Annotated in this window: 25 protein-coding genes; 12 read left to right on the forward strand and 13 right to left on the reverse strand. The window is 70.2% G+C overall.

The genetic code is table 11. The features are described 5' to 3' along the window. From AB0K12_RS24770 to AB0K12_RS24790, 5 genes are all read left to right on the forward strand, one after another. The gene (locus AB0K12_RS24770; RefSeq protein ID WP_364565621.1) at window positions 1–627 is read left to right on the forward strand and encodes a hypothetical protein; all 627 of its coding nucleotides are present in this window, start codon (window positions 1–3) and stop codon (window positions 625–627) included. After that, window positions 624–1718: an NlpC/P60 family protein gene (locus AB0K12_RS24775; RefSeq protein WP_364565624.1), complete on the forward strand. Its 1095-nt coding sequence runs from the start codon at window positions 624–626 to the stop codon at window positions 1716–1718. Before AB0K12_RS24770 ends, AB0K12_RS24775 begins: the two co-directional genes overlap by 4 nt. After that, window positions 1715–2104 (forward strand): (deoxy)nucleoside triphosphate pyrophosphohydrolase, encoded by a 390-nt coding sequence (locus tag AB0K12_RS24780; protein ID WP_355424258.1) that lies wholly within the window; start codon window positions 1715–1717, stop codon window positions 2102–2104. The genes AB0K12_RS24775 and AB0K12_RS24780 overlap by 4 nt, the downstream gene beginning before the upstream one ends. A gap of 92 nt (window positions 2105–2196) precedes the next feature. Then, the gene (locus tag AB0K12_RS24785; protein ID WP_364565626.1) at window positions 2197–3717 is read left to right on the forward strand and encodes a hypothetical protein; all 1521 of its coding nucleotides are present in this window, start codon (window positions 2197–2199) and stop codon (window positions 3715–3717) included. 98 nt (window positions 3718–3815) lie between these two features. After that, a complete protein-coding gene (locus tag AB0K12_RS24790; RefSeq protein ID WP_364565629.1) occupies window positions 3816–5159 on the forward strand; it encodes a hypothetical protein in 1344 nt (447 codons plus the stop codon). 81 nt (window positions 5160–5240) lie between these two features. Here AB0K12_RS24790 and AB0K12_RS24795 read toward each other — a convergent pair whose 3' ends face one another. The 7 genes from AB0K12_RS24795 to AB0K12_RS24825 all read right to left on the reverse strand — a co-directional run bounded on the left by AB0K12_RS24795 (window position 5241) and on the right by AB0K12_RS24825 (window position 12594). Continuing rightward, window positions 5241–6005 (reverse strand): succinate dehydrogenase/fumarate reductase iron-sulfur subunit, encoded by a 765-nt coding sequence (locus AB0K12_RS24795; RefSeq protein ID WP_364565633.1) that lies wholly within the window; start codon window positions 6003–6005, stop codon window positions 5241–5243. Then, complete coding sequence (locus AB0K12_RS24800; RefSeq protein ID WP_364565636.1) at window positions 6002–7906, reverse strand: fumarate reductase/succinate dehydrogenase flavoprotein subunit; 1905 nt, start codon at window positions 7904–7906, stop codon at window positions 6002–6004. Before AB0K12_RS24800 ends, AB0K12_RS24795 begins: the two co-directional genes overlap by 4 nt. Window positions 7907–7919: 13 nt before the next feature. Further along, complete coding sequence (locus tag AB0K12_RS24805) at window positions 7920–8708, reverse strand: hypothetical protein (RefSeq protein WP_355424269.1); 789 nt, start codon at window positions 8706–8708, stop codon at window positions 7920–7922. A 193-nt stretch (window positions 8709–8901) separates the two neighbouring features. Beyond that, the gene (locus AB0K12_RS24810) at window positions 8902–9351 is read right to left on the reverse strand and encodes a response regulator (protein WP_364565639.1); all 450 of its coding nucleotides are present in this window, start codon (window positions 9349–9351) and stop codon (window positions 8902–8904) included. Then, the gene (locus tag AB0K12_RS24815; protein WP_364565642.1) at window positions 9348–10499 is read right to left on the reverse strand and encodes an ATP-binding protein; all 1152 of its coding nucleotides are present in this window, start codon (window positions 10497–10499) and stop codon (window positions 9348–9350) included. Before AB0K12_RS24815 ends, AB0K12_RS24810 begins: the two co-directional genes overlap by 4 nt. Continuing rightward, a complete protein-coding gene (locus AB0K12_RS24820; protein WP_364565644.1) occupies window positions 10496–11629 on the reverse strand; it encodes a fused response regulator/phosphatase in 1134 nt (377 codons plus the stop codon). The genes AB0K12_RS24815 and AB0K12_RS24820 overlap by 4 nt, the downstream gene beginning before the upstream one ends. 35 nt (window positions 11630–11664) lie before the next feature. Next, window positions 11665–12594, reverse strand: a complete 930-nt coding sequence (locus AB0K12_RS24825) for a LysR substrate-binding domain-containing protein (RefSeq protein WP_364565647.1) — start codon at window positions 12592–12594, stop codon at window positions 11665–11667. Between the two features lie 133 nt (window positions 12595–12727). On the opposite strand from AB0K12_RS24825, the gene AB0K12_RS24830 reads away from it, so the two are divergent. The 3 genes from AB0K12_RS24830 to AB0K12_RS24840 are packed head-to-tail and all read left to right on the forward strand — an operon-like array spanning window position 12728 to window position 16133. Further along, the gene (locus tag AB0K12_RS24830; protein ID WP_364565650.1) at window positions 12728–13477 is read left to right on the forward strand and encodes a succinate dehydrogenase cytochrome b subunit; all 750 of its coding nucleotides are present in this window, start codon (window positions 12728–12730) and stop codon (window positions 13475–13477) included. After that, window positions 13474–15396: a fumarate reductase/succinate dehydrogenase flavoprotein subunit gene (locus AB0K12_RS24835; RefSeq protein ID WP_364565653.1), complete on the forward strand. Its 1923-nt coding sequence runs from the start codon at window positions 13474–13476 to the stop codon at window positions 15394–15396. Before AB0K12_RS24830 ends, AB0K12_RS24835 begins: the two co-directional genes overlap by 4 nt. Next, window positions 15393–16133, forward strand: coding sequence for a succinate dehydrogenase/fumarate reductase iron-sulfur subunit (locus AB0K12_RS24840; protein ID WP_355424290.1), 741 nt, complete (start codon window positions 15393–15395; stop codon window positions 16131–16133). The genes AB0K12_RS24835 and AB0K12_RS24840 overlap by 4 nt, the downstream gene beginning before the upstream one ends. A gap of 437 nt (window positions 16134–16570) precedes the next feature. On the opposite strand, the gene AB0K12_RS24845 is transcribed toward AB0K12_RS24840, so the two are convergent. Further along, on the reverse strand, window positions 16571–16705 hold the full coding sequence (locus AB0K12_RS24845; protein ID WP_364565656.1) for a hypothetical protein: 135 nt from the start codon (window positions 16703–16705) through the stop codon (window positions 16571–16573). Window positions 16706–16804: 99 nt separating this feature from the next. On the opposite strand from AB0K12_RS24845, the gene AB0K12_RS24850 reads away from it, so the two are divergent. The 3 genes from AB0K12_RS24850 to AB0K12_RS24860 all read left to right on the forward strand — a co-directional run bounded on the left by AB0K12_RS24850 (window position 16805) and on the right by AB0K12_RS24860 (window position 18699). Next, a complete protein-coding gene (locus AB0K12_RS24850) occupies window positions 16805–16930 on the forward strand; it encodes a hypothetical protein (protein ID WP_364565659.1) in 126 nt (41 codons plus the stop codon). Between the two features lie 90 nt (window positions 16931–17020). Next, on the forward strand, window positions 17021–17545 hold the full coding sequence (locus tag AB0K12_RS24855) for an RNA polymerase sigma factor (RefSeq protein ID WP_364565662.1): 525 nt from the start codon (window positions 17021–17023) through the stop codon (window positions 17543–17545). Next, entirely contained in the window at window positions 17542–18699 is a 1158-nt protein-coding gene (locus tag AB0K12_RS24860; protein ID WP_364565665.1) for a CU044_5270 family protein, read from the forward strand. The genes AB0K12_RS24855 and AB0K12_RS24860 overlap by 4 nt, the downstream gene beginning before the upstream one ends. Here the strand turns inward: AB0K12_RS24860 and AB0K12_RS24865 are convergent. Next, window positions 18696–19058, reverse strand: coding sequence for a TetR/AcrR family transcriptional regulator C-terminal domain-containing protein (locus tag AB0K12_RS24865; RefSeq protein ID WP_364565668.1), 363 nt, complete (start codon window positions 19056–19058; stop codon window positions 18696–18698). The two genes, AB0K12_RS24860 and AB0K12_RS24865, sit on opposite strands and share 4 nt — an antisense overlap. On the opposite strand from AB0K12_RS24865, the gene AB0K12_RS24870 reads away from it, so the two are divergent. Then, window positions 18949–19770, forward strand: a complete 822-nt coding sequence (locus tag AB0K12_RS24870) for an MFS transporter (protein ID WP_364565671.1) — start codon at window positions 18949–18951, stop codon at window positions 19768–19770. The two genes, AB0K12_RS24865 and AB0K12_RS24870, sit on opposite strands and share 110 nt — an antisense overlap. Here the strand turns inward: AB0K12_RS24870 and AB0K12_RS24875 are convergent. The 4 genes from AB0K12_RS24875 to AB0K12_RS24890 all read right to left on the reverse strand — a co-directional run bounded on the left by AB0K12_RS24875 (window position 19713) and on the right by AB0K12_RS24890 (window position 22855). After that, window positions 19713–20114 carry a hypothetical protein gene (locus AB0K12_RS24875; protein WP_364565674.1) on the reverse strand — a complete coding sequence of 134 codons (402 nt, stop codon included), beginning with the start codon at window positions 20112–20114 and terminating at the stop codon, window positions 19713–19715. The genes AB0K12_RS24870 and AB0K12_RS24875 overlap by 58 nt on opposite strands. A gap of 4 nt (window positions 20115–20118) precedes the next feature. Continuing rightward, window positions 20119–21273, reverse strand: coding sequence for an RtcB family protein (locus AB0K12_RS24880; protein WP_364565677.1), 1155 nt, complete (start codon window positions 21271–21273; stop codon window positions 20119–20121). A gap of 103 nt (window positions 21274–21376) precedes the next feature. Further along, window positions 21377–22168, reverse strand: a complete 792-nt coding sequence (locus AB0K12_RS24885) for an NAD(P)H-binding protein (RefSeq protein WP_364565679.1) — start codon at window positions 22166–22168, stop codon at window positions 21377–21379. Between the two features lie 66 nt (window positions 22169–22234). Next, window positions 22235–22855, reverse strand: coding sequence for a phosphotransferase (locus tag AB0K12_RS24890; protein ID WP_364565681.1), 621 nt, complete (start codon window positions 22853–22855; stop codon window positions 22235–22237). Window positions 22856–23039 lie beyond the last annotated feature (184 nt).

Raw genomic sequence — 23039 nt, forward strand, 5'->3', positions numbered from 1 at the left:
ATGGCGCAGCCAGGTGACAGGCGGGGGGTGGCCTTCGCCGCCGTCGTCGTGGTCATCGCCGCGGTCGGCATCTACCTGACGATGTGGCCCGACACGCCCGACCAGGAGCCCGCCGAGCCGCCGGCGGCCCGCGCGACCAGCTCGGCCGTGGTGTCCAGCACGCCGCTGGCGACCGCGAGCGCGGCGCCGTTCGACGTCTACTCATACCTGCCGATGTCGAAGGAGCAGCTCGCGGCGGCGGCGGACCTGGCCGAGCGGTTCACCGCCGAGTACGGCACCTTCCGCTTCGACGAGGACCCGGCGGCGTACGCGGCCAGGCTCAAGGCGTACACCACGCCCGAGCTCGGCAACACGCTGGCCAGGACGCTCACCTCGGCGGGCACCGTCGAGCAGAACCGCAACGACCAGATCGTCTCCACCGCCACCGCCAGGCTCAAGGAGATCAGGCAGGTCGAGAAGAACTCCATCGTCTTCGTCGTCACCGCCACCCGGCAGATCGCCGCGCAGAGCGGTGACAAGCAGGCGAGCGAGGAGTACGCCGTCACGGTCAGCCAGTCGGGGAGCGACTGGCGGATCTACGACATCCTCCCGTCCACCGAGGGCCAGGAGGGAGACACCTCCGGGTGAAACTCACACGAGGCCGCATCGCGCTGCTCGTCGGCCTGGCCGGGTTACTGCTCCTGGTCGCGGTCGTCGTCTCGCCGCTGCTGCTCATGTCGATGCCGTCGTTCCTCAGCAACGGCGGCACCATCGTCGACTGCGACGACCAGGCGCAGGTGGAGGAGGTCTCCGACTCGGCCTCCTCCGACATCCCCGAGGACTACCTGGAGCTCTACAGGGAGTACGGCAAGAAGATCGGCGTCCAGTGGAACATCCTCGCCGCCGTCGGCAAGCGCGAGACCGACCACGGCAGGTCCGACCTGCCCGGCGTCAAGAGCGGCACCAACCACGCGGGCGCGGCGGGGCCGATGCAGTTCCTGATCTCCACGTGGGGCGGCAAGGCCAGGGTGCCGATGTCGTCCACGTTCAACGGGTACGCATCCGACGGCGACGGTGACGGCATCGGCGACGTCTACAACCCGGCCGACGCCATCCTCGGCGCCGCCAAGATGCTCAAGCGCAACGGCGCGCCCGAGAACGTGCGGCAGGCGCTGTTCGTCTACAACCGCGCGTGGTGGTACGTCGACCAGGTCGAGGAGATCGCCAGGAAGTACGCCAAGTCGGGTGAGGTGAAGGTGCCGCCGCAGGCGTCGGAGGACTGCGACGAGCCCCTCGTCGAGGCGGCGCCCAGTGACGTGGTGGCCAAGATCCTGCAGTTCGCGCTGGCGCAGCGCGGCAAGCCGTACCTGTGGGGCGGTACGGGGCCCGACGCGTTCGACTGCTCCGGCGTCATCTACGCGGCCTACCGGTCGGCGGGGCTGTCCATCCCGCGGACGACGTTCGGGCAGTGGCCCTTCGGCGTGAAGATCAAGGAGGGCGAGGAGCAGCCGGGTGACCTGGTGTTCTTCAACTCCGGGCCGGGCACGTCGCCGAACAACCCCGGCCACGTCGGGCTCGTCGTCTCCAAGGGCAAGATGCTGGAGGCGCGGTGCCGGTTGTGCGGGCCCATCAAGGTCACCAGCTACCAGGCCCGCCAGAACCGCGTCGGCTTCACCCGTCCCCTGCAGAACCCCGATGTGCTGGAGCAGCTCAAGAAGCTGCAGAATCCTGCCCTATGAGAACAGTCGTCGCCGCCGTGATCGTGGCCCCTGGTGGGCGGGTGCTGGCCGCCCAGCGTGCCGAGCCCGCCGCGCTCGCCGGTGGGTGGGAGTTCCCGGGCGGCAAGGTGGATCCGGGGGAGAGCGAGGAGGCGGCGCTCGTCCGCGAGTGCCGGGAGGAGCTCGGGGTCGAGGTCGCGGTGGGACGGCGGGTGGGTGCCGACTGGCCGCTCGCCGAGGGGTACGTCATGCGCGTCTGGCTCTGCTCCCTCGCGTCCGGGGAGCCCGTGGCCAAGGAACATCTGGCGCTGCGCTGGCTCGGGCCGGGCGAGTATTACGACGTCGCCTGGCTTTCTGCTGATCTGCCCATCATGCGGGCCGTGGAGAACCTGCTCCCGGAGGATTAGGCCGTTCCTCTCTGTGACACAATGCTTACTACGAGTAATTTGTCGCGGCGGGGGAGTGGGGAGCGATGCGGCGTGGGTGGATCGTCGCCGGCGTGTTGACCCTGGTGGCGGTGCCGTCCGTGCCTGTGGCGGCGACCGGGGTGTCGCTGGTGCTTGAGCGGGTGAACGGGGCCGAGGACGTCGGTAAGTGGGTCAGGACCGGGGACACGCAACGGTTCCGGGTGCGGGTGAACGGGATGGCCCGGGGCACGCGGGTGGCGGTCGCCGCCGACCCGGCCGAAGCCTTGACCGAGGTGTCATGCGCGACACCTCCCGGCACGAAGACCGCCGCGCTGTCGGCGGCCTCCGGCGCGACCGCGGCCGGTTCCACGGCCTCTGAAACGGCTACAGCCGGTGCTGCGGCGGCCGGGGCAGGTTCCGGCGCGGCCGGGCCGGCTGCGGCCGGTCATGCGGCGGCAGGGGCGGGCTCTGGCGCGGCTGGGGCGGGCTCTGGGGTGGCTGGGGCGGCCTCTGAGGTGGTCGCGGGCGGTTCTGGTGGGGTGCCGCCGGTCGCGGGTGCGGCTCGGCCCGCGCCGGCAGGTGGGCACCGGGCCGCCGAGGTGGGCACCGTGCCGGTGGATCAGGTGCAGGTGACGGGTCGCACGGTCGCGGCGGGGGCGCTGGCCGCACGCGCCCTGACCGCCGCCGGCGCCGCCCGGATGGCCTCGTCGGCGGACGCGATGAGCGCTCAGGCCGTCCTGGAAGACGCGAAGCACGTCCAGGCTCTCCCGGACAGTGCGGTGGTGCCGGGGGCGCGGGTGTGCGCGCTGGGGAAGGTGTCCGGGACGAAGGCGGTCGACGTGACCGTGCGGGCGCCGGAGGGGGCCGGGCAGGTGGTGGTCGCCGCTGTGGCCAGAATGCGGGACGGCAAGAAGCTGACGACCATGAGCAGGACGGCAGCCGTACAGGTGCGCGGACCGATCACGGGAGACGCCGCCACCTTCAGCGGCCCCGCCCACCGCCTGAAACCCACCGGCGCCCGAGCCGCCCAGAGCGCACCCCAGACCCGCACCGACAGAACCGCGACCGGTCCCGCAACGGCCACCGCTCAGAGCGGCATGGCGCGCGCCGGCGCGGGGAAGCGAGCGAGGGCTGGTGCGGTGGCCGGCGCAAGGAACCAGGCGCAGGCCGGTGCGGCGGCGCGGACGGGGGCCGGAGGCGCGGACGCGGGCGTGGCGGGGGAGGCCGCCGCGGGAGTGGCCGGGAACGCGGGTGTGAGTGGTGATGGGGCGGGTGCGGCTGCGCTGGTGATGCCGGAGGCGGTGCCTGCGCCGGGTGGCGCCTTGGGTTCCGCGCCCGGTGGCGTGCCTGGGGTGGCTCCCAGCGTGGCGGCTGGAGGTGTGCCTGGAACGGTGGGCGGCGTTGTGGGGGACGGGGCGTTGCCGGGGGGTGAAGCGCCGTTGCCGTGGGAAATGGGCGTACGGACGAAGCCGGTCAAGCCGGTCGCGTGGGTGAGCCCGATTGATGGGCCGAAGGCGTTTCCCCTGGTAGCAGCGGCCATCGCCGTGCTGATGAGCGGCTTGTGGCTCGTTGTCACGGTACAAAAATGGCGTAACCGGAGAAAGGTGTTCTAATTTCGTCTTTACTGTTACTTTGACCCGACTAGTATTCCCTTGACCATGGTTTCGGGACTACGCGGAGGGCACCGGTGGCACGCACACGAGTGACGGCCGTGTCCGCTATCGTCCTCGCACTCACCCTGTCGGGTGCCGGTGCGGCGCCGTTCATCATGCAGAGTGCGAGCGCCTCCGTCGCCTCCGTGGCGATGGACCCCATTGAGGGGTGTGACGCCGGGCAGGTGTGCGACGCGGGCCCGCCGGAGACCGACGTCACCGTCACGGTCACCGCCACCGCCGGCCAGCCGCCGCCGCCCGAGAGCGACGAGGAGGCGCCGGAGACGACGGTCACCAAGACCGTCACGGCGACCCCCACCAAGGCCACTCCCAGCAAGACGGCCACGCCCAAGCCGACCAAGACCAAGAGCACGCCCACCCCGCAGACCACCCCCACGCAGCCCCCGCAGCCGCTGCCGACGCAGGAGGACATCGAGGTCCCCCCGGTGACCCCGACCACTCCCACGGCGGAGACGTCGGTGGAGCTGCCGACGGTCGCGCCGACCGACGCGGCCACCACCCCGGAGACGCCCCCGAGCCAGACACAGGCCGCCTCCACCGAGGAGGTGCCGCTGGAGCTGCGGCAGGCGGCGCCGGAGTACGACCAGCGCACGCTGACGCAGAAGCTCAGCATCCCGGCGCTGGTGCTGGTGCTGCTCGCGCTGTTCGCGGTGCTCATCTTCGAGGGACGGCTGCGCAGGATGGCCCACGCGGCCGCCGTACGGAAGGCGGGGCCGCAGCTGCCCCCGGACGCGGCGGCCATGCCGCCCGGCGGTTACCCGGCGGGGCCCGGCTACGCGACGGCCGGGTTCGCGGCTCCCGGCTACCCGGGCGGTACGGCGTACGCGCCGATCATCAGCTTCGTGCCGGTGCAGACCTACCCGACGGTCGCCCCGCCCCAGTACGACCCCCATCACCCCTACCCGCCGCAGGGGTACGTGCAGGAGCCCACCACTCCCTACGCGGAGCCGCCGCAGGAGCCGGTGGTGCTGCACCCGGACGAGTTCGACTCCTACAGCGAGCCGCCGACGTCCCGTGAGCGTGACCCGTTCGAGCCGGTGATCCCGCCGGAGCCGGTGGCGACCGACATCCCGCCGGGTGGGGCCGGCCCGTACGATCCTGACCAGGACCAGCCGCTCGGGCCCGCGTCGGCGGCCGAGCCGGGCGACTCGGAGCCGTGGCAGCAGCACCAGCGCGGGCTGTTCGAGCCGGCCAAGGACTACGAGCCGCCGCCGTACGTGCCGGCCGACGGTGAGGTGACGGCCATCCAGCCCCTCCCGCCCCAGCCCGAGCCTCAGCCCCCTTCTGAGTCTCCGGCCCAGGAGCAGGCGGCTCAGCCGCAGGAGCCGACCAAGGAGATGCCCGACTCCAAGCGCCGCTTCTTCGGCAGGAAGAAGAAGTAGCGAAGCGCCCGAGGCGCCGGGCCAAGGGACGGCGAAGGGCCGGAACCCCCGCGGGGGTTCCGGCCCTTTCGGCTGAGCGAACTACGGTTTGGTGTCGGCGCCGCGCCTGAAGATCTTGTTGCCGAGCCACACCAGCGGGTCGTACTTGCGGTCCACCACGCGCTCCTTCATCGGGATCAGCGCGTTGTCAGTGATCTTGATGTGCTCGGGGCAGACCTCGGTGCAGCACTTGGTGATGTTGCAGTAGCCGAGCCCGTGCTCCTGCTGGGCCGCCTCCTGCCGGTCGGCCACGTCGTACGGGTGCATGTCCAGCTCGGCGATCCGCATGAGGAACCGGGGACCGGAGAAGCTGGTCTTGTTCTCCTCGTGGTCACGGATGACGTGGCAGACGTTGTTGCACATGAAGCACTCGATGCACTTGCGGAACTCCTGCGAGCGCTCGACGTCGACCTGCTTCATCCGGTATTCGCCGGGCCGCACGCCGGCGGGCGGCGTGAAGGACGGCACCTCGCGGGCCTTCTGGTAGTTGTAGGACACGTCGGTGACGAGGTCCTTGATGACCGGGAAGGTCCGCATCGGCGTGACCGTGATGGTCTCGTCCTCCTCGAAGGTGGACATCCGGGTCATGCAGCCCAGCCGCGGCTTGCCGTTGATCTCCATGCTGCACGAGCCGCACTTGCCGGCCTTGCAGTTCCACCGTACGGCGAGGTCGGGTGCCTGGGTCGCCTGGAGGCGGTGGATGATGTCGAGGACGACCTCGCCCTCGTTCACCTCGACCGTGAAGTCCTCCAGCCGGCCCTCGCCGCCCTCACCGCGCCAGACCTTGAACTTTGCCTTGTAGCTCATGACGTCTTCGCTATCCTGTCGAATTCGGCCATCTCTTCGTCGGTGAGGTACTTCTTCAGCTCGTCCCCGTCGAACAGGCTGATCAGGTCGTCGCGCATCGGCGGCTGGACCTTCACCTCCACGTTGACCGTCGAGCCGTCCTCGGTGGAGCAGACGAGCAGCTTGCGGCGCCATTCCGGGCTCATGCCGGGGAAGTCGTCGCGGGTGTGCCCGCCGCGGCTCTCCTCGCGCATGAGCGCGGCGCGCGCGACGCACTCCGACACCAGCACCATGTTGCGCAGGTCGATCGCGAGGTGCCAGCCGGGGTTGTAGATGCGCGAGCCGGCCGCGCCGACCATGCGGACGCGTTCCTTGAGCTTCTCGACCACGCCGAGCGCCTCGGAGACCTCCTCGGCCTTGCGGATGATGCCGACCAGGTCGTTCATCGTCCGCTGGAGCTCGTGGTGCACCTCGTACGGGTTCTCGCCGCTGCGACCCAGCGGAGCCAGCGCCTCTTCCCTGGCGGTCTCCACCTGCTCGGCCGCGACCTTGGGCCGGGCGGGCAGGGAGTCGATGTACGAGGCCGCGCCCGCGCCCGCCCGCCGGCCGAAGACCAGCAGGTCGGACAGCGAGTTGCCGCCCAGCCGGTTGGAGCCGTGCATGCCGCCGGACACCTCGCCGGCCGCGAACAGGCCGGGCACGCAGGACGAGCCGGTGTCGGCGTCGACCTCGACGCCGCCCATGATGTAGTGGCAGGTCGGGCCCACCTGCATGGGCTCGGCGGTGATGTCGACGTCGGCCAGTTCCTTGAACTGGTGGTGCATCGACGGCAGCCGCCTCTTGATCTCCTCGGCGGGCAGCCGGGTTGACACGTCGAGGAAGACGCCGCCCTGGGGTGAGCCGCGCCCGGCCTTCACCTCGGCGTTGATCGCCCTGGCCACCTCGTCACGGGGCAGCAGCTCCGGCGGGCGCCGGTTGTTGGCCTGGTCGGTGTACCAGCGGTCGCCCTCCTCCTCCGTGGTCGCGTACTTGTCCTTGAAGACCTCGGGGATGTAGTCGAACATGAAGCGCTTGCCCTCGGAGTTGCGCAGCACGCCGCCGTCGCCGCGGACGGACTCGGTGACGAGGATGCCGCGCACGGAGGGCGGCCAGACCATCCCGGTGGGGTGGAACTGGATGAACTCCATGTTGATCAGCTTGGCGCCGGCCAGCAGGGCCAGGGCGTGGCCGTCGCCGGTGTACTCCCAGGAGTTGGAGGTCACGACGTACGACTTGCCGATGCCGCCGGTGGCGAGGACCACGGCGGGCGCGTCGAAGAGCACGAAGTTGCCGGTCTCGCGCCAGTAGCCGAAGGCGCCGGAGATCGCGTCGCCGTCCTTCAGCAGCCGGGTGATCGTGCACTCGGCGAAGACCTTGATGTAGGCCTCGTGGTCGCCGTGCGTCTCGTAGTCCTCCTGCTGGAGCGCGACGACGCGCTGCTGCAGCGTGCGGATGAGCTCAAGGCCGGTGCGGTCGCCCACGTGTGCGAGCCGTGGGTACTCGTGCCCGCCGAAGTTCCGCTGGCTGATCTTGCCGTCTTTGGTGCGGTCGAACAGCGCGCCCCACGCCTCCAGCTCCCACACGCGGTCGGGAGCCTCCTTGGCGTGCAGCTCGGCCATCCGCCAGTTGTTGAGGAACTTGCCGCCCCGCATGGTGTCACGGAAGTGCACCATCCAGTTGTCGTCGGGGTTGACGTTGCCCATCGCGGCGGCGGCGCCGCCCTCGGCCATGACCGTGTGCGCCTTGCCGAACAGCGACTTGCAGACGATGGCCGTGCGCTTGCCCTGCTGGCGGGCCTCGATCGCGGCTCGCAGGCCGGCCCCGCCGGCGCCGATGACGACGACGTCGTACTCGTGGCGCTCTGTGTTGTGCGTGTTTTCCACTTGAAAGCTGTCCTTACGCGTACGGGAAGGCGATGATGCCCTTGGCGACCAGGCGGACGTACAGGTCGGCGCCCATCACCGAGAACATCGAGGCCCACGCGAGGGGTTGGTGCTTGGCGTTGAGCTTGGAGACGAACGTCCAGGCCCGGTAACGCAGCGGGTGACGGGAGAAGTGGTTGAGCCGCCCCGCCGTGATGTGCCGGCAGGAGTGGCACGAGAGCGTGTAGGCGTTGATCAGCACGGCGTTGGCGATCAGGATCCAGCTGCCGAGGCCGAGCGGCTTGTGCACGAGCGCCAGCACCGCGTCGTAGGCCAGGACGAGGCCGATCACGATGGCCGCGTAGAAGAAGTAGCGGTGCACGTTCTGGAGGATGAGCGGGAAGCGGCGCTCACCGGTGTACTTGCCGTGGGGCTCCTGGACGGCGCAGGCCGGCGGCGAGAGCCAGAACGAGCGGTAATAGGACTTGCGGTAGTAGTAGCACGTCAGCCGGAACCCGCCGGGCAGCGCCAGGATGAGCAGGCCGGGCGACAGGGTGTACCAGTCGCCGATCGGCGCCCACCCGAACAGCTGCGCCCCCTCGGGGCACGTCACCGCCGCCAGGCAGGGCGAGGCGAACGGGGCGATGTACGGATCGACGAAGATGCTGTTGTCGATGATCGCCCATACGCCGTAGACGAGGAAGGAGGCGAGCCCGAGGAATGTCACGAGCGGGGCCAGCCACCATCTGTCTGTTCGCAGGGTGCGTACTCTGACTTGCGCACGCTGCCGTCGGACCGGAGCTTCGGGCGTCGTCTGGGTCATCGCGGACCTCTCCACCTCCCGCGGACCCTTCGCGCAGGGGGTCCGTGGTTTCGTTTCGCTGGGCGCGCTCACACGGCGGGATCCGCTCGGGCGCGCGTTGGTGGGGGATACGTTACGACGACAGGATCGTCTTTTGTGAGCGGGGTCACTCACTTTTTCGATGACTGGCTGTGATTCCTGTCACGTACCCGCGTCAGAGGCGCTGCCCCTGTGCCGGCAACTTAACCACCGTCACGAAAAAATCATCTATTTGCCGGACAACCCGGATAAACTGCTCGAAATCCACCGGTTTCGCGACATAAGCGTTGGCGTGGAGGCGGTAGCTGTGGAGGATGTCCTCCTCGGCCTCGGAGGTCGTCAGAACCACCACGGGGATCGTCCGCAACACCGCGTCCGCCTTCACCTCCCGCAGCACCTCCTTCCCGCTCATCCGCGGCAGGTTGAGGTCGAGCAGGATCAGGTCGGGGCGCGGCGCGTCGACGTACTCGCCCTCCTGCCGCAGGAACGCCATCGCCTGCTCGCCGTCGTTGACCACGTTGAGCCGGTTGCGCACCTTGTTGAGGTCGAACGCCTCCTTCGTCAGCAGGATGTCCCCCTGGTCGTCCTCCACCAGGAGCACCTCGATGGGCCGCCATCCGTTCATCGTCCGTCTCCCGCCGCCGGCAACGTCCAGCGGAACGTGGCGCCATGGCCGCCCGGCTCGGTGTCCTCGCCGTCGAGCCAGAGCTGTCCGCCGTGATACTCGACGATCTTCCGGCACAGGGCCAGCCCGATGCCAGTCCCCGGATAGACGTCTCGGGCATGCAGGCGCTGGAAGATGAGGAAGATGCGGTCGGCGTACTTCGCCTCGACCCCGATGCCGTTGTCGGAGCAGCTGAACTCCCACATGTCACCGTCGCGCCTGACCCCGATGTGCACCCGGGGCGGCTCCTCCGAGCGGAACTTGACGGCGTTCTCGATGAGGTTCTGGAAGAGCTGGGTGAGCTGCAGGTGGTTGCCCATGACCCGAGGCAGCTCGTCGCGGGTGACGGTGGCCCCGGTGTCCTCGATCGTGGCGGAGAGGTTGTCGAGCGCCCGGTCCAGCGCCGCGTCCGGCTCGGTCACCGTGCGCTCGCCGGTGACCCGGCCCACCCGGGAGAAGTCCAGCAGATCGTTGATGAGCAGCTGCATGCGCTTGGCGCCGTCGACCGCGTAGCCGATGTACTGCTTCGCCCGCTCGTCGAGCTGGGAGCCGTAGCGCTGCTCCAGCATCTGGGTGAAGCTCGCCACCTTGCGCAGCGGCTCCTGCAGGTCGTGGCTCGCGACGTACGCGAACTGCTCCAGCTCGCCGTTCGACCGGCGCAGCTCCTCCGCCTGGTCGTTGGCCACCCGCCAGGCCGACAGGATGCGGCCGCGCATGGAGTCGATGTGGCTGGACAGCTCCGCCAGCTCGGCGGGCCGGTCGACGTGCAGGTCGCGGTCGAAGTCGCCGGCGGCGACCGCGCGTACTTGGTCGGTGAGCTGGGCGATGGGCTTGAGCACCGCGTACCTGACGATCACCACCAGCCCCGCGCCGCAGCCGAGCAGCAGCACGAACACCACGATCAGCGCCACGGTCAGCCGGTCGACCTGGGCGGCCACCTCGGGGCGCGGGTTGAGCTCGGCGGTCTTGGCGGTCATCGTCATCACCGTCGCCACCCCGGTGGTGAAGATGAGCCCGGCGAGTATCGCGACCAGCAGGAACCAGCGGGCGACCGGCAGCCGGCCGAGACCCGTGGGCTCCTTCGGCGGAGGGAGCGGGTGGATGCTCACATTCTCCTCCTCCTCAGCATGACCACGGCCAGATCGTCGCTGAGCGTGCCGACATGCCTGATGAGGCCGTCGAGGTCGATGACGCCGTGGGCGCGTACCAGCTCGACCAGGCCGTCCACGCCGAGCAGTCGGCCGGGCTCGTGCACGGCCGCCTCGATGAGCCCGTCGGTGTAGAGCATCATCGACCAGTCGTCGCCCAGCGGCACGTCGATGACCGACCACGTCGCGTCGGGAAAGATGCCGAGCGGCGGCCCCGACGGCGTGCCGTCCACCACCTCCACCGTGCCCCCGCGCACCAGCACGGGCGGCGGGTGGCCGACCACGCGCATGGTCGCGTGGCGCAGGTCGGGAGAGATCGTGGCCATGCACAGCGTGGTGAAGATCTCGGGCGCCTGGCGCTCGGCACGCAGCAGGGCGTCGAGCGTGCGCAGCAGCGTGTCGCCGGTCTGCCCGGCCAGCACCAGCGTGCGCCAGGCGATGCGCAGCGCCACCCCCAGCGCGGCCTCGTCCGGCCCGTGACCGCAGACGTCGCCGATCACCAGGTGCACCGAGCCGTCGGGCGTCTGCACGGTGTCGAAGAAGTCGCCGGCCAGCGTGCCGCCGCTGCCGGGCAGGTAGCGGGTGACGTGTTCGATCTCCTGCGTACGCAGCAGCGGGTCGGGCAGCAGCGCGCTCTCCAGCCGCGCGTTCTCCTTGGCCGTCAGCTCCGCCTGGACGAGCTTGAGCTGCGCCACGTCGGCCCGCTTGCGCTCCATCGCGTAACGGATGGACCTGGCCAGCAGCCGGGCGTCCACGTCGCCCTTGACCAGATAGTCCTGCGCGCCCGCCTGGACCGCCGTGACGCCCACGTGGACGTCCCTGAGGCCGGTCAGCACCAGCACGGCGGTGTACGGCGCGAGCGCGATGACCTCCTCAAGGGCCTCCAGCCGGCTGGCGTCGGGCAGCGAGAGGTCGACCAGCACGCACTGGATCTCCGGGGTCAGTTTGCGCCTGGCCTCGCTCAAGCTGCGGGCCCGGAAGATCCGGGGCGGCGCCACCGCCTCCTTCAGCAGCTCTTCGACCAGGAACGCGTCACCGTCGTCATCCTCGATGAGGAGCAACGTCAGCGTTTCGGAGAGATTGGCGGTCAAAACACCTCTTCGGGGGAGTGCGGTGCCCTAGATGCTCATTCTGCGATGAGCTCGACCCCTTCCGGAAGCGTACCGTCGTGCCCGGCCTCGACGACGTACGAGAGGATCGTCTCCCTGAAAGCCTGCGCGGCCCTCGTGGGCTCGACGTCCTTGCGGTGGGCCAGCGCGATCGTCCTGCTCAGGCCGGGCGGCGCGAGCGGCGTGCCGCGCAGCCCAGGACGGCCGTCGAGCACCATCGACGGCACCACCGCCACGCCAAGCCCGGCCTCGACGAAGCGCAGCACCGCGTCCATCTCGCCGCCCTGCACCGCGAACCGCGGCTCGAACCCCGCCTGCCTGCAGGCCGCGAGCGTCGCCTCGCGCAGGTCGTAGCCGCGCCTGAACATCACCATCTGCCGCCCCCGCAGGTCCTCGATGTGCAGGTAGGGGCGCTTCAGCGGCTCGTGGGCGGGCGCGACGACGACGAGGTTCTCGCGCAGGATCTCCTGGGTGACGAGCGAGGGGTCGTCGCTCTGCAGCGGCATGATGATCAGCGACAGGTCGAGCTGCCCCCTCGCCAGCGCCCTGACCAGGTCACGCGAGCCGCCCTCCTCGACCAGCAGCTCGATGCCCGGGTACGAGCGGTGGAAGCGGGCCAGCGCGTCGGCCATCAGCCCGGCGCAGAGCGAGGGCGTCGCGCCCAGGCGTACCCGGCCCCTGCGCAGCCCCGCGAGCTGCGCCACCTCCTGCCGCGCGGTGTCGGCGTCGGCGAGGATGCGGCGGGCCAGCGGCAGCAGCGCCTCGCCCGCGGCGGTCAGCGTGACGTTGCCGCGCGCCCGCGAGAACAGCCGGGCGCCGAGATCCTCCTCCAGCGCCTTGATCTGCTTGCTCAGCGACGGCTGCGCGACCCGCATGCGCTCGGCCGCCTGCGTGAAGTGACGGGCCTCCGCGACCGCCACGAAGTACGCGAGCTGCTGAAACTGCATGTGATTTTCCTCGCATCGGCGCGTGCGGGGAACTTCGAGAAAGCCGCACCGACCCACATCATAGCCGCAAGCTATCGAAACCAGACCCACGATGACTTGGACGGATCATTGCTGGATACCTAGCTTTTGCGTTGTGACTGCCACGATAGAGCGCGGGTCCGCCACCGCGCCTGTTTCCGCCCCCAAGAAAGCCCCGACGGGCAAGAAGCCCGGCGGGTTCCTCAGCTCGTCCAACGGCAAGAAAGTCGTCATGGCCGTCACGGGCGCCGTGATGGTGCTCTTCCTCGTCGGCCACATGCTCGGCAACCTGAAGATCTTCTTCGGCCGTGACTCCTTCAACGAGTACGCCCACGCGCTGCGCACCCTGCTGGAGCCCATCGCGCCCTACCGCACGCTGCTGACCCTCGTCGAGATCGTCCTCGTCGTCTCGGTCGTCGCGCACATGTGGGCCGCGATCTCGCTCTCGCGCCGCGCGGGCAAGGCCAGGCCGGTCAAGTACGTGGCCAAGAAGTCCCAGGCGAGCGGCTACACCACGCACATCATGCGGTGGGGTGGCGTGACGATCGTGCTCTTCGTGATCTGGCACCTGCTCGACCTGACCTTCGGCGTCGTCAACCCCAAGGGCTTCAACTCGGAGCCCGCCGACAGGATGATCGCGGGCTTCGACCCCTCCCGGTGGTGGGTCACGCTCATCTACCTCGTCGCCGTCGTCATGGTCGGCCTCCACCTGCGGCACGGCATCTGGAGCGGCTTCCAGACGCTCGGCTGGGCCAACCGCAGCCGCTACCGCGTCCTGCGCGCGACCGCCGGCCTCGTCTCCGCCGTGCTGGTCATCGGCTTCCTGGCCCCGCCCCTCGCGATCACGTTCGGAGTAGTCAAGTGAAGTACACCGAAGGCCCCGAGATCCGGGACACCAAGGCTCCCGCCGGGCCCATCGAGGAGCGCTGGGAGAAGCGCAAGTTCAGCGCCAAGCTGGTCAACCCGGCCAACAAGCGCAAGCTCAACGTGATCGTCGTCGGCACCGGCCTGGCCGGCGGATCCGCCGCCGCCACGCTCGGCGAGCTGGGCTACAACGTCAAGTCCTTCTGCTACCAGGACTCCCCGCGCCGCGCCCACTCCATCGCCGCCCAGGGCGGCATCAACGCCGCCAAGAACTACCGCGGCGACGGCGACTCGATCTACCGGCTCTTCTACGACACCGTCAAGGGCGGCGACTTCCGCGCCCGCGAGTCGAACGTCTACCGCCTCGCCCAGGTCTCGGTGAACATCATCGACCAGGCCGTGGCGCAGGGCGTGCCGTTCGCCCGCGAGTACGGCGGCCTGCTCGACACCCGCTCCTTCGGCGGCGCCCAGGTCTCCCGCACCTTCTACGCCCGCGGCCAGACGGGGCAGCAGCTGCTGCTGGGGGCGTACCAGGCGCTGGAGCGGCAGGTCGCGGCCGGGACCGTCACCATGCACACCCGGCACGAGATGCTCGACCTGATCGTCTCCGACGGCCGCGCGCGCGGCGTCATCGTGCGTGACATGGTCACCGGCGAGATCGAGCGCCACTACGCCGACGCCGTCGTGCTCGCCACCGGCGGCTACGGCAACGTGTTCTTCCTGTCCACGAACGCCAAGGGCTGCAACACCACCGCCATCTGGCGGGCGCACGAGCGCGGGGCGTACTTCGCCAACCCCTGCTACACGCAGATCCACCCGACCTGCATCCCCGTGTCGGGCGAGTACCAGTCGAAGCTCACGCTCATGTCCGAGTCGCTGCGCAACGACGGCCGCGTCTGGGTGCCGCTGCGCAAGAACGACACCCGCGCCCCCGGCGACATCCCGGAGGAGGAGCGCGACTACTACCTGGAGCGCATCTACCCCGCCTTCGGCAACCTGGTGCCGCGTGACATCGCCTCCCGCGCCGCCAAGAACGTCTGCGACGAAGGCCGCGGCGTCGGCCCCGGCGGGCTCGGCGTCTACCTCGACTTCCGCGACGCCATCAACCGGCTCGGCCGCGACGCCGTCGAGAAGAAGTACGGCAACCTCTTCGAGATGTACGAGCGCATCACCGGCGAGAACCCGTACGACGTGCCGATGCGCATCTACCCCGCCGTCCACTACACGATGGGCGGGCTGTGGGTGGACTACGACCTGCAGTCCACCATCCCCGGCCTGTTCGTCATCGGCGAGGCCAACTTCTCCGACCACGGCGCCAACCGCCTCGGCGCGTCCGCGCTGATGCAGGGCCTGGCCGACGGCTACTTCGTGCTGCCGACCACCATCGGCGACTACCTCGCCGCCGGCCCGTTCGGCGACGTGGACGAGGAGGCCGTGGCCGAGGCCGAGATCCGCGTCCGCAACAAGATCGACCGGCTCCTGTCCGTGAACGGCACCAGGACGCCCGACTCCTTCCACCGCGAGCTCGGCAAGCTCATGTGGGACTACTGCGGCATGGAGCGCACCGAGGCGTCGCTGCGCAAGGCCCTTGAGCGGATCCCCGAGCTGCGCGCGGAGTTCTGGCAGAACGTCAAGGTCACCGGCACCGCAGAAGAGCTCAACCAGGTGCTGGAGAAGGCCGGCCGGGTGGCCGACTTCTTCGACCTGGCCGAGCTGATGTGCCTGGACGCCCTCGTCCGCACCGAGTCCTGCGGCGGCCACTTCCGCGCCGAGTCCCAGGACGCCGACGGCGAGGCGCTGCGCGACGACGAGAACTTCGCGCACGTGTCGGCCTGGGAGCACACGCCCGACGGGCCGGTCCTGCACAAGGAAGCGCTCGAGTACGAGTACGTCAAGATGACCCAGCGGAGCTACAAGTGAACCTGACCCTACGCGTCTGGCGTCAGAAGGGCCCTTCGGACGAGGGCCGCATGGTGACGTACAAGGTTGAGGACGTCTCCCCGGACATGTCGTTCCTGGAGATGCTGGACGTGCTCAACGAGCGCCTCATCCTGGAGGGCGACGACCCGATCGCCTTCGACCACGACTGCCGCGAGGGCATCTGCGGCATGTGCGGCATGGTCATCAACGGCGTCGCCCACGGCGAGCAGCGCGCCACCACGACGTGCCAGCTGCACATGCGCCACTTCGAGGACGGCGCCGAGATCACCATCGAGCCGTGGCGGGCCGCGCCGTTCCCGGTCGTCAAGGACCTCGTCGTGGACCGCAGCGCGTTCGACCGGATCATCCAGGCGGGCGGCTTCGTCTCCGTCCCGGCCGGGTCCGCGCCGGACGCCCACAGCGTCCCGGTGCGCAAGGAGGACGCCGACGCCGCCTTCGACGCGGCCACCTGCATCGGCTGCGGCGCCTGCGTGGCGGCCTGCCCGAACGGCTCCGCCTCCCTCTTCACCGCCGCCAAGATCACCCACCTGTCCCTGCTGCCGCAGGGGCAGCCTGAGCGGCTCTCCCGCGCCAAGGCCATGGTGGACCAGATGGACGCCGAAGGGTTCGGCGGCTGCACGAACACCGGTGAGTGCACGGCCGTGTGCCCGAAGGGGATTCCGCTGGACACGATCGCGCAGATGAACAGCGACTACCTGAAGGCGAACGCCAAGTAGCCGATCACGCCGAAGGGGCGGGTGAGCTTCGCTCACCCGCCCCTTCGGCTTTGGTGCTCCGAGCAAGAAGGTCTTCGCTCTGGAGCGCTTCGCGCAAGTGAGCTCAGGCAGTTCTGCTTTTCGGCGCCTCCCGGCGCACTCCACGCCTCCCGCGACTGGTCTCCCACCCGGTGCCCGTGGCGGCGGTGGGCCCTCTACGTCCACCCTGACCTTGGGATCGTCCTGAGCGTGTTGACTGACCTGTGGCCTTACACGATCAGGGCCGTGGGGCCGTTCGTCCTAGTTGCCTGTGAGGCCCGGAGCGAAGGCTGCCTACCTCAATCGTGAGGGTCTTGCGGCTGACGGCTGTGGAGGAGGTCCCGTGCGGAGACGGTGGTCCCTTGACGCCATCTCAACCGCGGGATCGTCTCCCGACGACTGCTGCTCCCACCTGGCGATCAGCTCTTCGTCGACGGCACGATCTGCTTGGAGGTCACGTGCGTCGAGCGCGCTGTCCAGGTGCTGGTCGTCTTCGGGATCACCTGCCCGCAGACGCACGGCGCCGTCAGCGCGCCAGCCTTCACGGTCGACATGGAGCGGCACCAGCACAGATCCGTCCTCTTCGCGGATCGCTGTCCAGGTCACGACCCCACCCCGAAGTCACGTCGAAAGCGCTGCTGCCCGACGATCGGGTGGACGGGCCGCCCAAGCTGCTGCTGTTCGCCAGGGCGGGGTTCACGGGCGAGCTGGTGGAGGCGGCGCGCGGGCGGCGGGATGCGGAGCTGGTGGATCTGCACCGGTTGTACGCGGGCGAATAGCTTCTTTTCTGAATAGGCGGTAACAAGAGGGCGGTTCGGACCACTTCCCGGTGTCAGGAAGAAACGACGTCCGAACGAGGGGGCTGGGCGGTGGCGGATGATGCGCACCGGTTCACCGGCATGTACGACGCATGCCGGCAACGCGTGTGGGCGTACGTGGTCAGTCGCGCCGGGCGGCAGGTCGCCGACGAGGTGGTGAGCGAGACGTTCGCGATCGCCTGGCGGCGGCTCGACGACGTGCCGGAGCCCGCGCTGCCGTGGCTGCTCGGCGTGGCCAGAAACGTGCTGCGCGACAACGTACGCGCGGAGCTGCGCCGCGAGGCGCTGGCGGCCGAGCTGCGGGCCTGGACCGAGGGCGACGTGGCCGAGCAGGTGACCGAGCGGCTCGGGGTGCTGCGGGCGCTGGCCGCGCTGCACGAGGACGACAGGGAGATCCTCGTCCTCGTCGCCTGGCACGGCCTGTCGCCGAAGGAGGCGGCCAGAGTCATCGGCTGCTCGCCCGCGGCCTACCGCGTACGCCTGCACCGGGCCCGCAAGCGCCTGAAGCAGGCCATGGAGACGGAGCCGGCGCCGAAGCGGTCCCACGTGCGGAATCTCAGCGAGGAGTGGTCATGAACCCGATGGAGGAGCTCCGGGCGGCCAGGCCCGCGCATCTCGATGAGCGGCAGGTGGACGAGCAGACCCGGGCGGTGGAGCTGGCCAGGGCGATGGCGCAGCCGCGCGAGCCGAGCCGCCGGCGCAAGAGCGTGGCGCGGCCGGTGTGGGGGTTCGGGCTCGCGGGCGCGGTGGCCGCCGCGGCGGCGGTGGCGATCATCGTTTCCGGCAACACCGCCGTCCCCGACCCCGGGGTGCGGCACGCGGTGGCGACCGAGCAGGCCCCGACCGAGCAGGCCCCCACGGTGCGGCTGTCGGCGCGTGACGTGCTGCTGGCCGCCGCCGAGAAGGCCGGGCGGCAGGTGGAGGGCAAGGGCGACTTCTGGCACAGCGTCACGATCAGCAGGAACGTGTACGTCGCCGAGGACGGCTACCGCGTCGTCGACCGGTCGAGCAGCGAGCAGTGGACGCCCGCCGATCCCCAGGGCGAGCAGTGGTGGCGTGCGCGGTCGCTGGGTGTGCAGCCGATGACCGACGCCGACAGGCAGGCGTGGGAGGCGGCGGGCAAGCCGTCCGAGATCGTCGTGCGGATGCCCGCGAAGAACAGGAAGAACAAGCCGGGCAGGCTCACGTTGCCCACGACGCCGCGCCCGGAGCGGTTCGACAGCAGCAAGCTGGTGGACGGCCACGTGTTCTGGCTGGGCCGCAACGTCACGATGAAGGACCTGCGCGGGCTGCCGGACGAGCCGGAGGCGCTGAAGAAGTGGCTCATGGCGTCGTACGCGGGGCACGGGACGGAGTCCACGAGCGAGGAGATGACCGGCGACGCCTGGCTGTTCAGGGTCGCGATGGGCCTGATCATGGACATGCCGGTGACGCCCGAGGTGCGCGGCGCGGCCTTCCGCATGCTGGCCGACCTGGACGAGGTGGAGGTGACCGCCGGCGTCACCGACGCCGAGGGACGGCGGGGCACGGCGGTGTCCGTGCGCGAGACCTACCCCCAGGGCGGCGTCTCGGACAACCGGCTGATCTTCGACGAGGCGACCGGCCGTCCGCTCGCCAACGAGCACGTGGTCGTGCGGTCCGGCGGTTACCAGGCGGGGCTTGAGCCGGGCACGGTATGGAACTCGAACGCGCTCATCGAGGCGGGCTGGACGGACACGCTGCCTCGCTAGGAGAGGTCCCAGGCCCGGGCGAAGGTGTCCACGGCCGACGTTGCGATCGCGCGCAGCTCGGCGTCCGCCAAAGTGCGGGTGCCGAGCTGCGTGCGTGCTTCGAGTGGGCCGAGGAGCAGGGCGAGGAACTGCTCGGCGGCGAGGTCGGGGTCGGCGCCGCGCAGCCGTCCGGCGAGGGCGAGGCGGGCCAGCCGGTCGGCGAGTGCCCGGGTGAGCCGGTCGGCGCCGGCGTCCTTGACGATGTCGAGGATGTCCATCGCCGTGGTCCTGCTCGGCGGCCTGCTGGGCATCCTCAACAGCACGATGGCCGCCGTCGCCACCGGCAGCCTGGCCACGGTCTTCGACACCTCGCTGAGCACGGTCGGGTGGGCGTCCACCGGATTCCTGCTCGCGGTGACGGCCACCATCCCGTTCACCACATGGGCCGTCGATCGCTACGGTGGCAAGCGGCTCTGGCTCGCCGGCCTCGGCGTGTTCCTGGCCGGGTCGCTGGCCGCCGGGCTGGCCTGGGACATCGGCAGCCTGATCGCGTTCCGGGTGGTGCAGGGCTTCGGGGCCGGGCTGCTCATGGCGCCGCTCGGGCTCGGCGGCTCCATCGCGATGCCGCTGGCCGGCCGGCTGTCCGACCGGCTCGGCGCGCGCGGCCTGGCCACGGGAGGCGCGCTGGTGGCCCTGCTCAGCGTGTACGCCCTCACCCGCATCGGACCCGACACGCCCGAGGTGTGGCCGGCCCTGGCGGCACTGACGTTCGGGCTGGGCAGCGGCTGCTTCAGCGCGCCCACCATGGGCTCCCTCTACCGCACGCTCCCCGGGCCGATGGTGGCCCAGGGCAGCTCCGTGCTGTACATGCTCAACCAGCTCGGCGCCGCCCTGGGCGTCGCCCTCGTCACGCTCGTCGTCCAGACCGCCGCCGACACCATGAGCGGGCTGCGCGGCGTCTTCTGGATCTCGTTCGCCGCCGTCGTGGTCGTCCTGGCGCTCATCCCGCTGCTGCCGGGCCGGGCAGCGGCGGCTCAGGCGGAGGCCGTGCCGTCCGCGGGGACGAAACCCCACAAGAACGGGATCAGGTAGCGCGGCGGCTCGCCCAGAAAGTGTGTGAGATCGTCCTCGGAGACCTCCAGTGTGACGGCCGAGCCGGACCGTCCCGGGTCCCAGCCCCGCTCCAGCGCCCGCCTGACGCAGGCGGCCACCAGGGCGGGCGTGACCGGGATCGTACGGTGACCCAGCCAGTTGTCCGGCCGGGCGCACGGCAGCGACACCACCAGGACGTTCCCCGGCTCCTCCGCCCGCTCGACCGCGAACGTCAGCGGCGTCCACCCGTTGCCCTGGCTGTAGGACGGCTTGCGGCGCACCCGCCAGCGGTAGGAACCTCCGCCGACGGTGATGCGTCGCGAGCCCTTCTTCGGCATCGCCACCGGCTCACCCCTTGTAGTTGAAGATCTGGCGCAGCGTGTGCTGCACCTCGACCAGGTCCTGCTGGTCGGCCATGACCTGGTCGATCGGCTTGTACGCCTCAGGATGCTCGTCCACCAGGGCGGCCGCCCGGTCGGCGTTCCAGGTGCGGCCGCTCATCGCCTCGGTCAGCGACCGTGCCGACAGCTGCTTCTTGGCCTTCGTCCGCGACATGCGCCGCCCCGCCCCGTGCGAGCACGAGTGGTAGGAGTCGGGGTTGCCGCGCCCGCGCACGATGTACGAGCGGGTGCCCATCGAGCCGGGGATCACGCCCTCGTCACCGTGGTCGGCCTTGATGGCGCCCTTGCGGGTGATCCACAACGACTTGCCGAAGTGGGTCTCCTGCTGGGTGAAGTTGTGGTGGCAGTTGATCGTACGGACCCGCTGCCCCTTCCCGACGACCTTGAACAAAGCGTTGATCAGCACCCGGTCCATCCGCGCCCGCGAGGCCATCGCGTAGCGCTGCGCCCACACCATGTCCTCGATGTACGCGGTGAACTCCGGCGTACTCTGCACCAGGTAGGCCAGGTCGGGGTCCTCGAGACCGACGGCCTGCTTGCGCATCAGCTTCTTCGCGCCCGTGATGTGGAACTGGGCGAGCTGGTTGCCGATGCCGCGCGAACCCGAGTGCAGAACCGTCCAGACCCGGTCACGCTCGTCGAGGCAGACCTCGACGAAGTGGTTGCCGGAGCCGAGGGTGCCGAACTGGTCGGCGACCTTCTTCGTCTGCTTCGGGTTGAGGTCGGTGTGGGGCAGGCCGAGCTCGCTCAGCGAACGGTCGATGCCCGGGTCGTCGTGGCCCTTGCCGACGCCGGCCGGGATGCGGCGCTCGACCATCGGCATCAGCGCGGCCAGCGTGTCGGGCAGGTCGGCGGCCGTGAGCGTGGTCTCGGTCGCCACCATGCCGCAGCCGATGTCCACGCCGACGGCGGCCGGGATGATGGCGTTCTCGGTCGGGATCACCGAGCCGACCGTCGCACCGATGCCGACGTGAGCGTCAGGCATGAGAGCGACGTGACCGGCGACGAATGGCAGGCGGGCGGTGCGTGCGGCCTGCATGATCGCGCCTTCGTCGATCTCGCTGGCCCACGACAGCAGGTTCGGTGCGGGCTGGTTCGGCATGAAAGGAATCTCCTCACTGGGTCGTGATCAGTGTGTCGTGACCCGAGAGGATTTCCCATCTATTTTACCGTTCGGGGGGTGGCTCAGGCCCTGAACGACCAGGTCAGCGCCATGCTCCTGCCGCCGCGGCCTGGGCCGCGTACGTCTCGAAGGGTTTCGGCGGGCGGCCCGTCACCTCGGCGACCACCTCGGAGACCGGCTGGTCGCCGAGTGCGCGCAGCGCCGCGAACGCCTTCGCCGCCCCGATCGACTCCTCCGAGAAGGCGTTGGCGGCGATGTAGTCCTCCTCGCCGCCCCGGTAGCGCACCTCGCGGCCGGTCTCGCGGCCGATGATCTCGACGGCCTCGCCGAACGGCAGCGAGCGCGGGCCGGTGATCTCGTAGGAGCGGCCGGCGTGACCGTCCTGGGTCAGCGCCGCCGCGGCCACCGCCGCGATGTCACCCGCGTCCACGAACGCCTGCCCCACGTCGCCGAGCGGCAGCAGCAGCTCGCCCGCGATGATCGCGGGACGCAGGAAGCCCTCGTCGAAGTTCTGGTCGAACCAGCTCGGCCGCAGGATCGTCCACGCGGCGCCGCAGTCGCGCACGGTCCGCTCGGCGGCCAGCAGGCGCTCGTCACGCATCACCTCGATGGCGCCGCTCGACAGCAGCACCACCCGCTCCACGCCCCTGGCGACCGCCAGGGACACGAACTCAGGGTCGATCGGGACGCCGTCGGGCGCCATGAGGTAGAGCGCCGACGCTCCGGTGACGGCCGGCTCCCAGGTGGCCTGGTCGGACCAGTCGAACCTGGTCTCGCCGCTCCTGGAGGCGGCACGGACGGGGTGACCGGCGTCGCGCAGGACCTTCGCCACGCGGCGGCCGGTGGAGCCGGTGGCACCGAGGACAAGGATCACTTGAGAGGTCATCCCCGCACTCAAGCAAAGCCCACCGACAGAAACCGTCCACGGTGTGCCGGTGGGTCACTCCGTCCAGGCGGTGGTGGCGTCGAGGCGGGTGCGCCACAGCTTCTCGCCGTCGCCGCCCGGCTCCCAGCGGGCGCAGAAGTCGAGCAGGGCGCGGCAGCGGGCCACCATGGCGGCGTGGCGGTCGGGCCAGGCGGGCACGGGGTCGCCGTACGCGGCGAAGAAGCGCGGCAGCAGGGCCACGTGCTCGGGATGGTGGCTGCGCACGATCCACTCCACCCAGGCGAGGTCCTCGACAGGACGCCCGGGGTGCGCCCACTCCCAGTCGAGGATGGCCGCGGTCTCGTACGTGGCCGGGTCGAACAGCATGTTCTGGGGCCCGTAGTCGCCGTGGACGATGCCGAGCCGGTGGATGCGGGCCAGCATGCGTCCGCACTCGGCGAACACCTCCTCGGCCCGCCCCTCGTCGAGGAGGTCCTGGCCGTGCAGCCCGTCGACGTAGCGCGTGGTCAGGCTGGTGGCGGTGACCTGGTGGACGCGGGGGACGGGCAGGCGGCCGCGCAGGCGGCGCAAATAGCGGCTCTCGGTGGTCAGCCTGAAGGCCGCCTCGGGACCCTGGTAGCACTTCACGACCAGGGCGCCGTCGCCGAACGTGCTGTTGGTGTACCCGTGCTTCACAAGGGTCGATTCTGGCGTACGCGTACCCTCGCCGGGCGCTGCGCCGCGCGATCCGGGCGGCTCCGATACACGATGTAAGGACGGTACAAATGCCCCAACAGGGCGGAAATTCTGGGCACCGGGAGGCTGGACGGGAAGCGTCCGGCGCACCCCATCCGCCCCGGATGTGCACCTTGTAAAGATT

Origin of the sequence: Nonomuraea sp. NPDC049419 (assembly GCF_040676995.1) — a bacterium.
Classification (GTDB): Bacteria; Actinomycetota; Actinomycetes; order Streptosporangiales; family Streptosporangiaceae; genus Nonomuraea; species Nonomuraea salmonea.

Excerpts from the sequence above, each read along its gene's own strand:
- AB0K12_RS24770 (WP_364565621.1), top strand. The coding sequence starts at position 1 with ATGGCGCAGCCAGGTGACAGGCGGGGGGTGGCCTTCGCCGCCGTCGTC.
- AB0K12_RS24825 (WP_364565647.1), bottom strand. The coding sequence starts at position 12,594 with ATGCAGTTTCAGCAGCTCGCGTACTTCGTGGCGGTCGCGGAGGCCCGT.
- AB0K12_RS24780 (WP_355424258.1), top strand. The coding sequence starts at position 1,715 with ATGAGAACAGTCGTCGCCGCCGTGATCGTGGCCCCTGGTGGGCGGGTG.
- AB0K12_RS24795 (WP_364565633.1), bottom strand. The coding sequence starts at position 6,005 with ATGAGCTACAAGGCAAAGTTCAAGGTCTGGCGCGGTGAGGGCGGCGAG.
- AB0K12_RS24870 (WP_364565671.1), top strand. The coding sequence starts at position 18,949 with ATGTCCATCGCCGTGGTCCTGCTCGGCGGCCTGCTGGGCATCCTCAAC.
- AB0K12_RS24805 (WP_355424269.1), bottom strand. The coding sequence starts at position 8,708 with ATGACCCAGACGACGCCCGAAGCTCCGGTCCGACGGCAGCGTGCGCAA.
- AB0K12_RS24880 (WP_364565677.1), bottom strand. The coding sequence starts at position 21,273 with ATGCCGAACCAGCCCGCACCGAACCTGCTGTCGTGGGCCAGCGAGATC.
- AB0K12_RS24845 (WP_364565656.1), bottom strand. The coding sequence starts at position 16,705 with ATGTCGACCGTGAAGGCTGGCGCGCTGACGGCGCCGTGCGTCTGCGGG.
- AB0K12_RS24810 (WP_364565639.1), bottom strand. The coding sequence starts at position 9,351 with ATGAACGGATGGCGGCCCATCGAGGTGCTCCTGGTGGAGGACGACCAG.
- AB0K12_RS24860 (WP_364565665.1), top strand. The coding sequence starts at position 17,542 with ATGAACCCGATGGAGGAGCTCCGGGCGGCCAGGCCCGCGCATCTCGAT.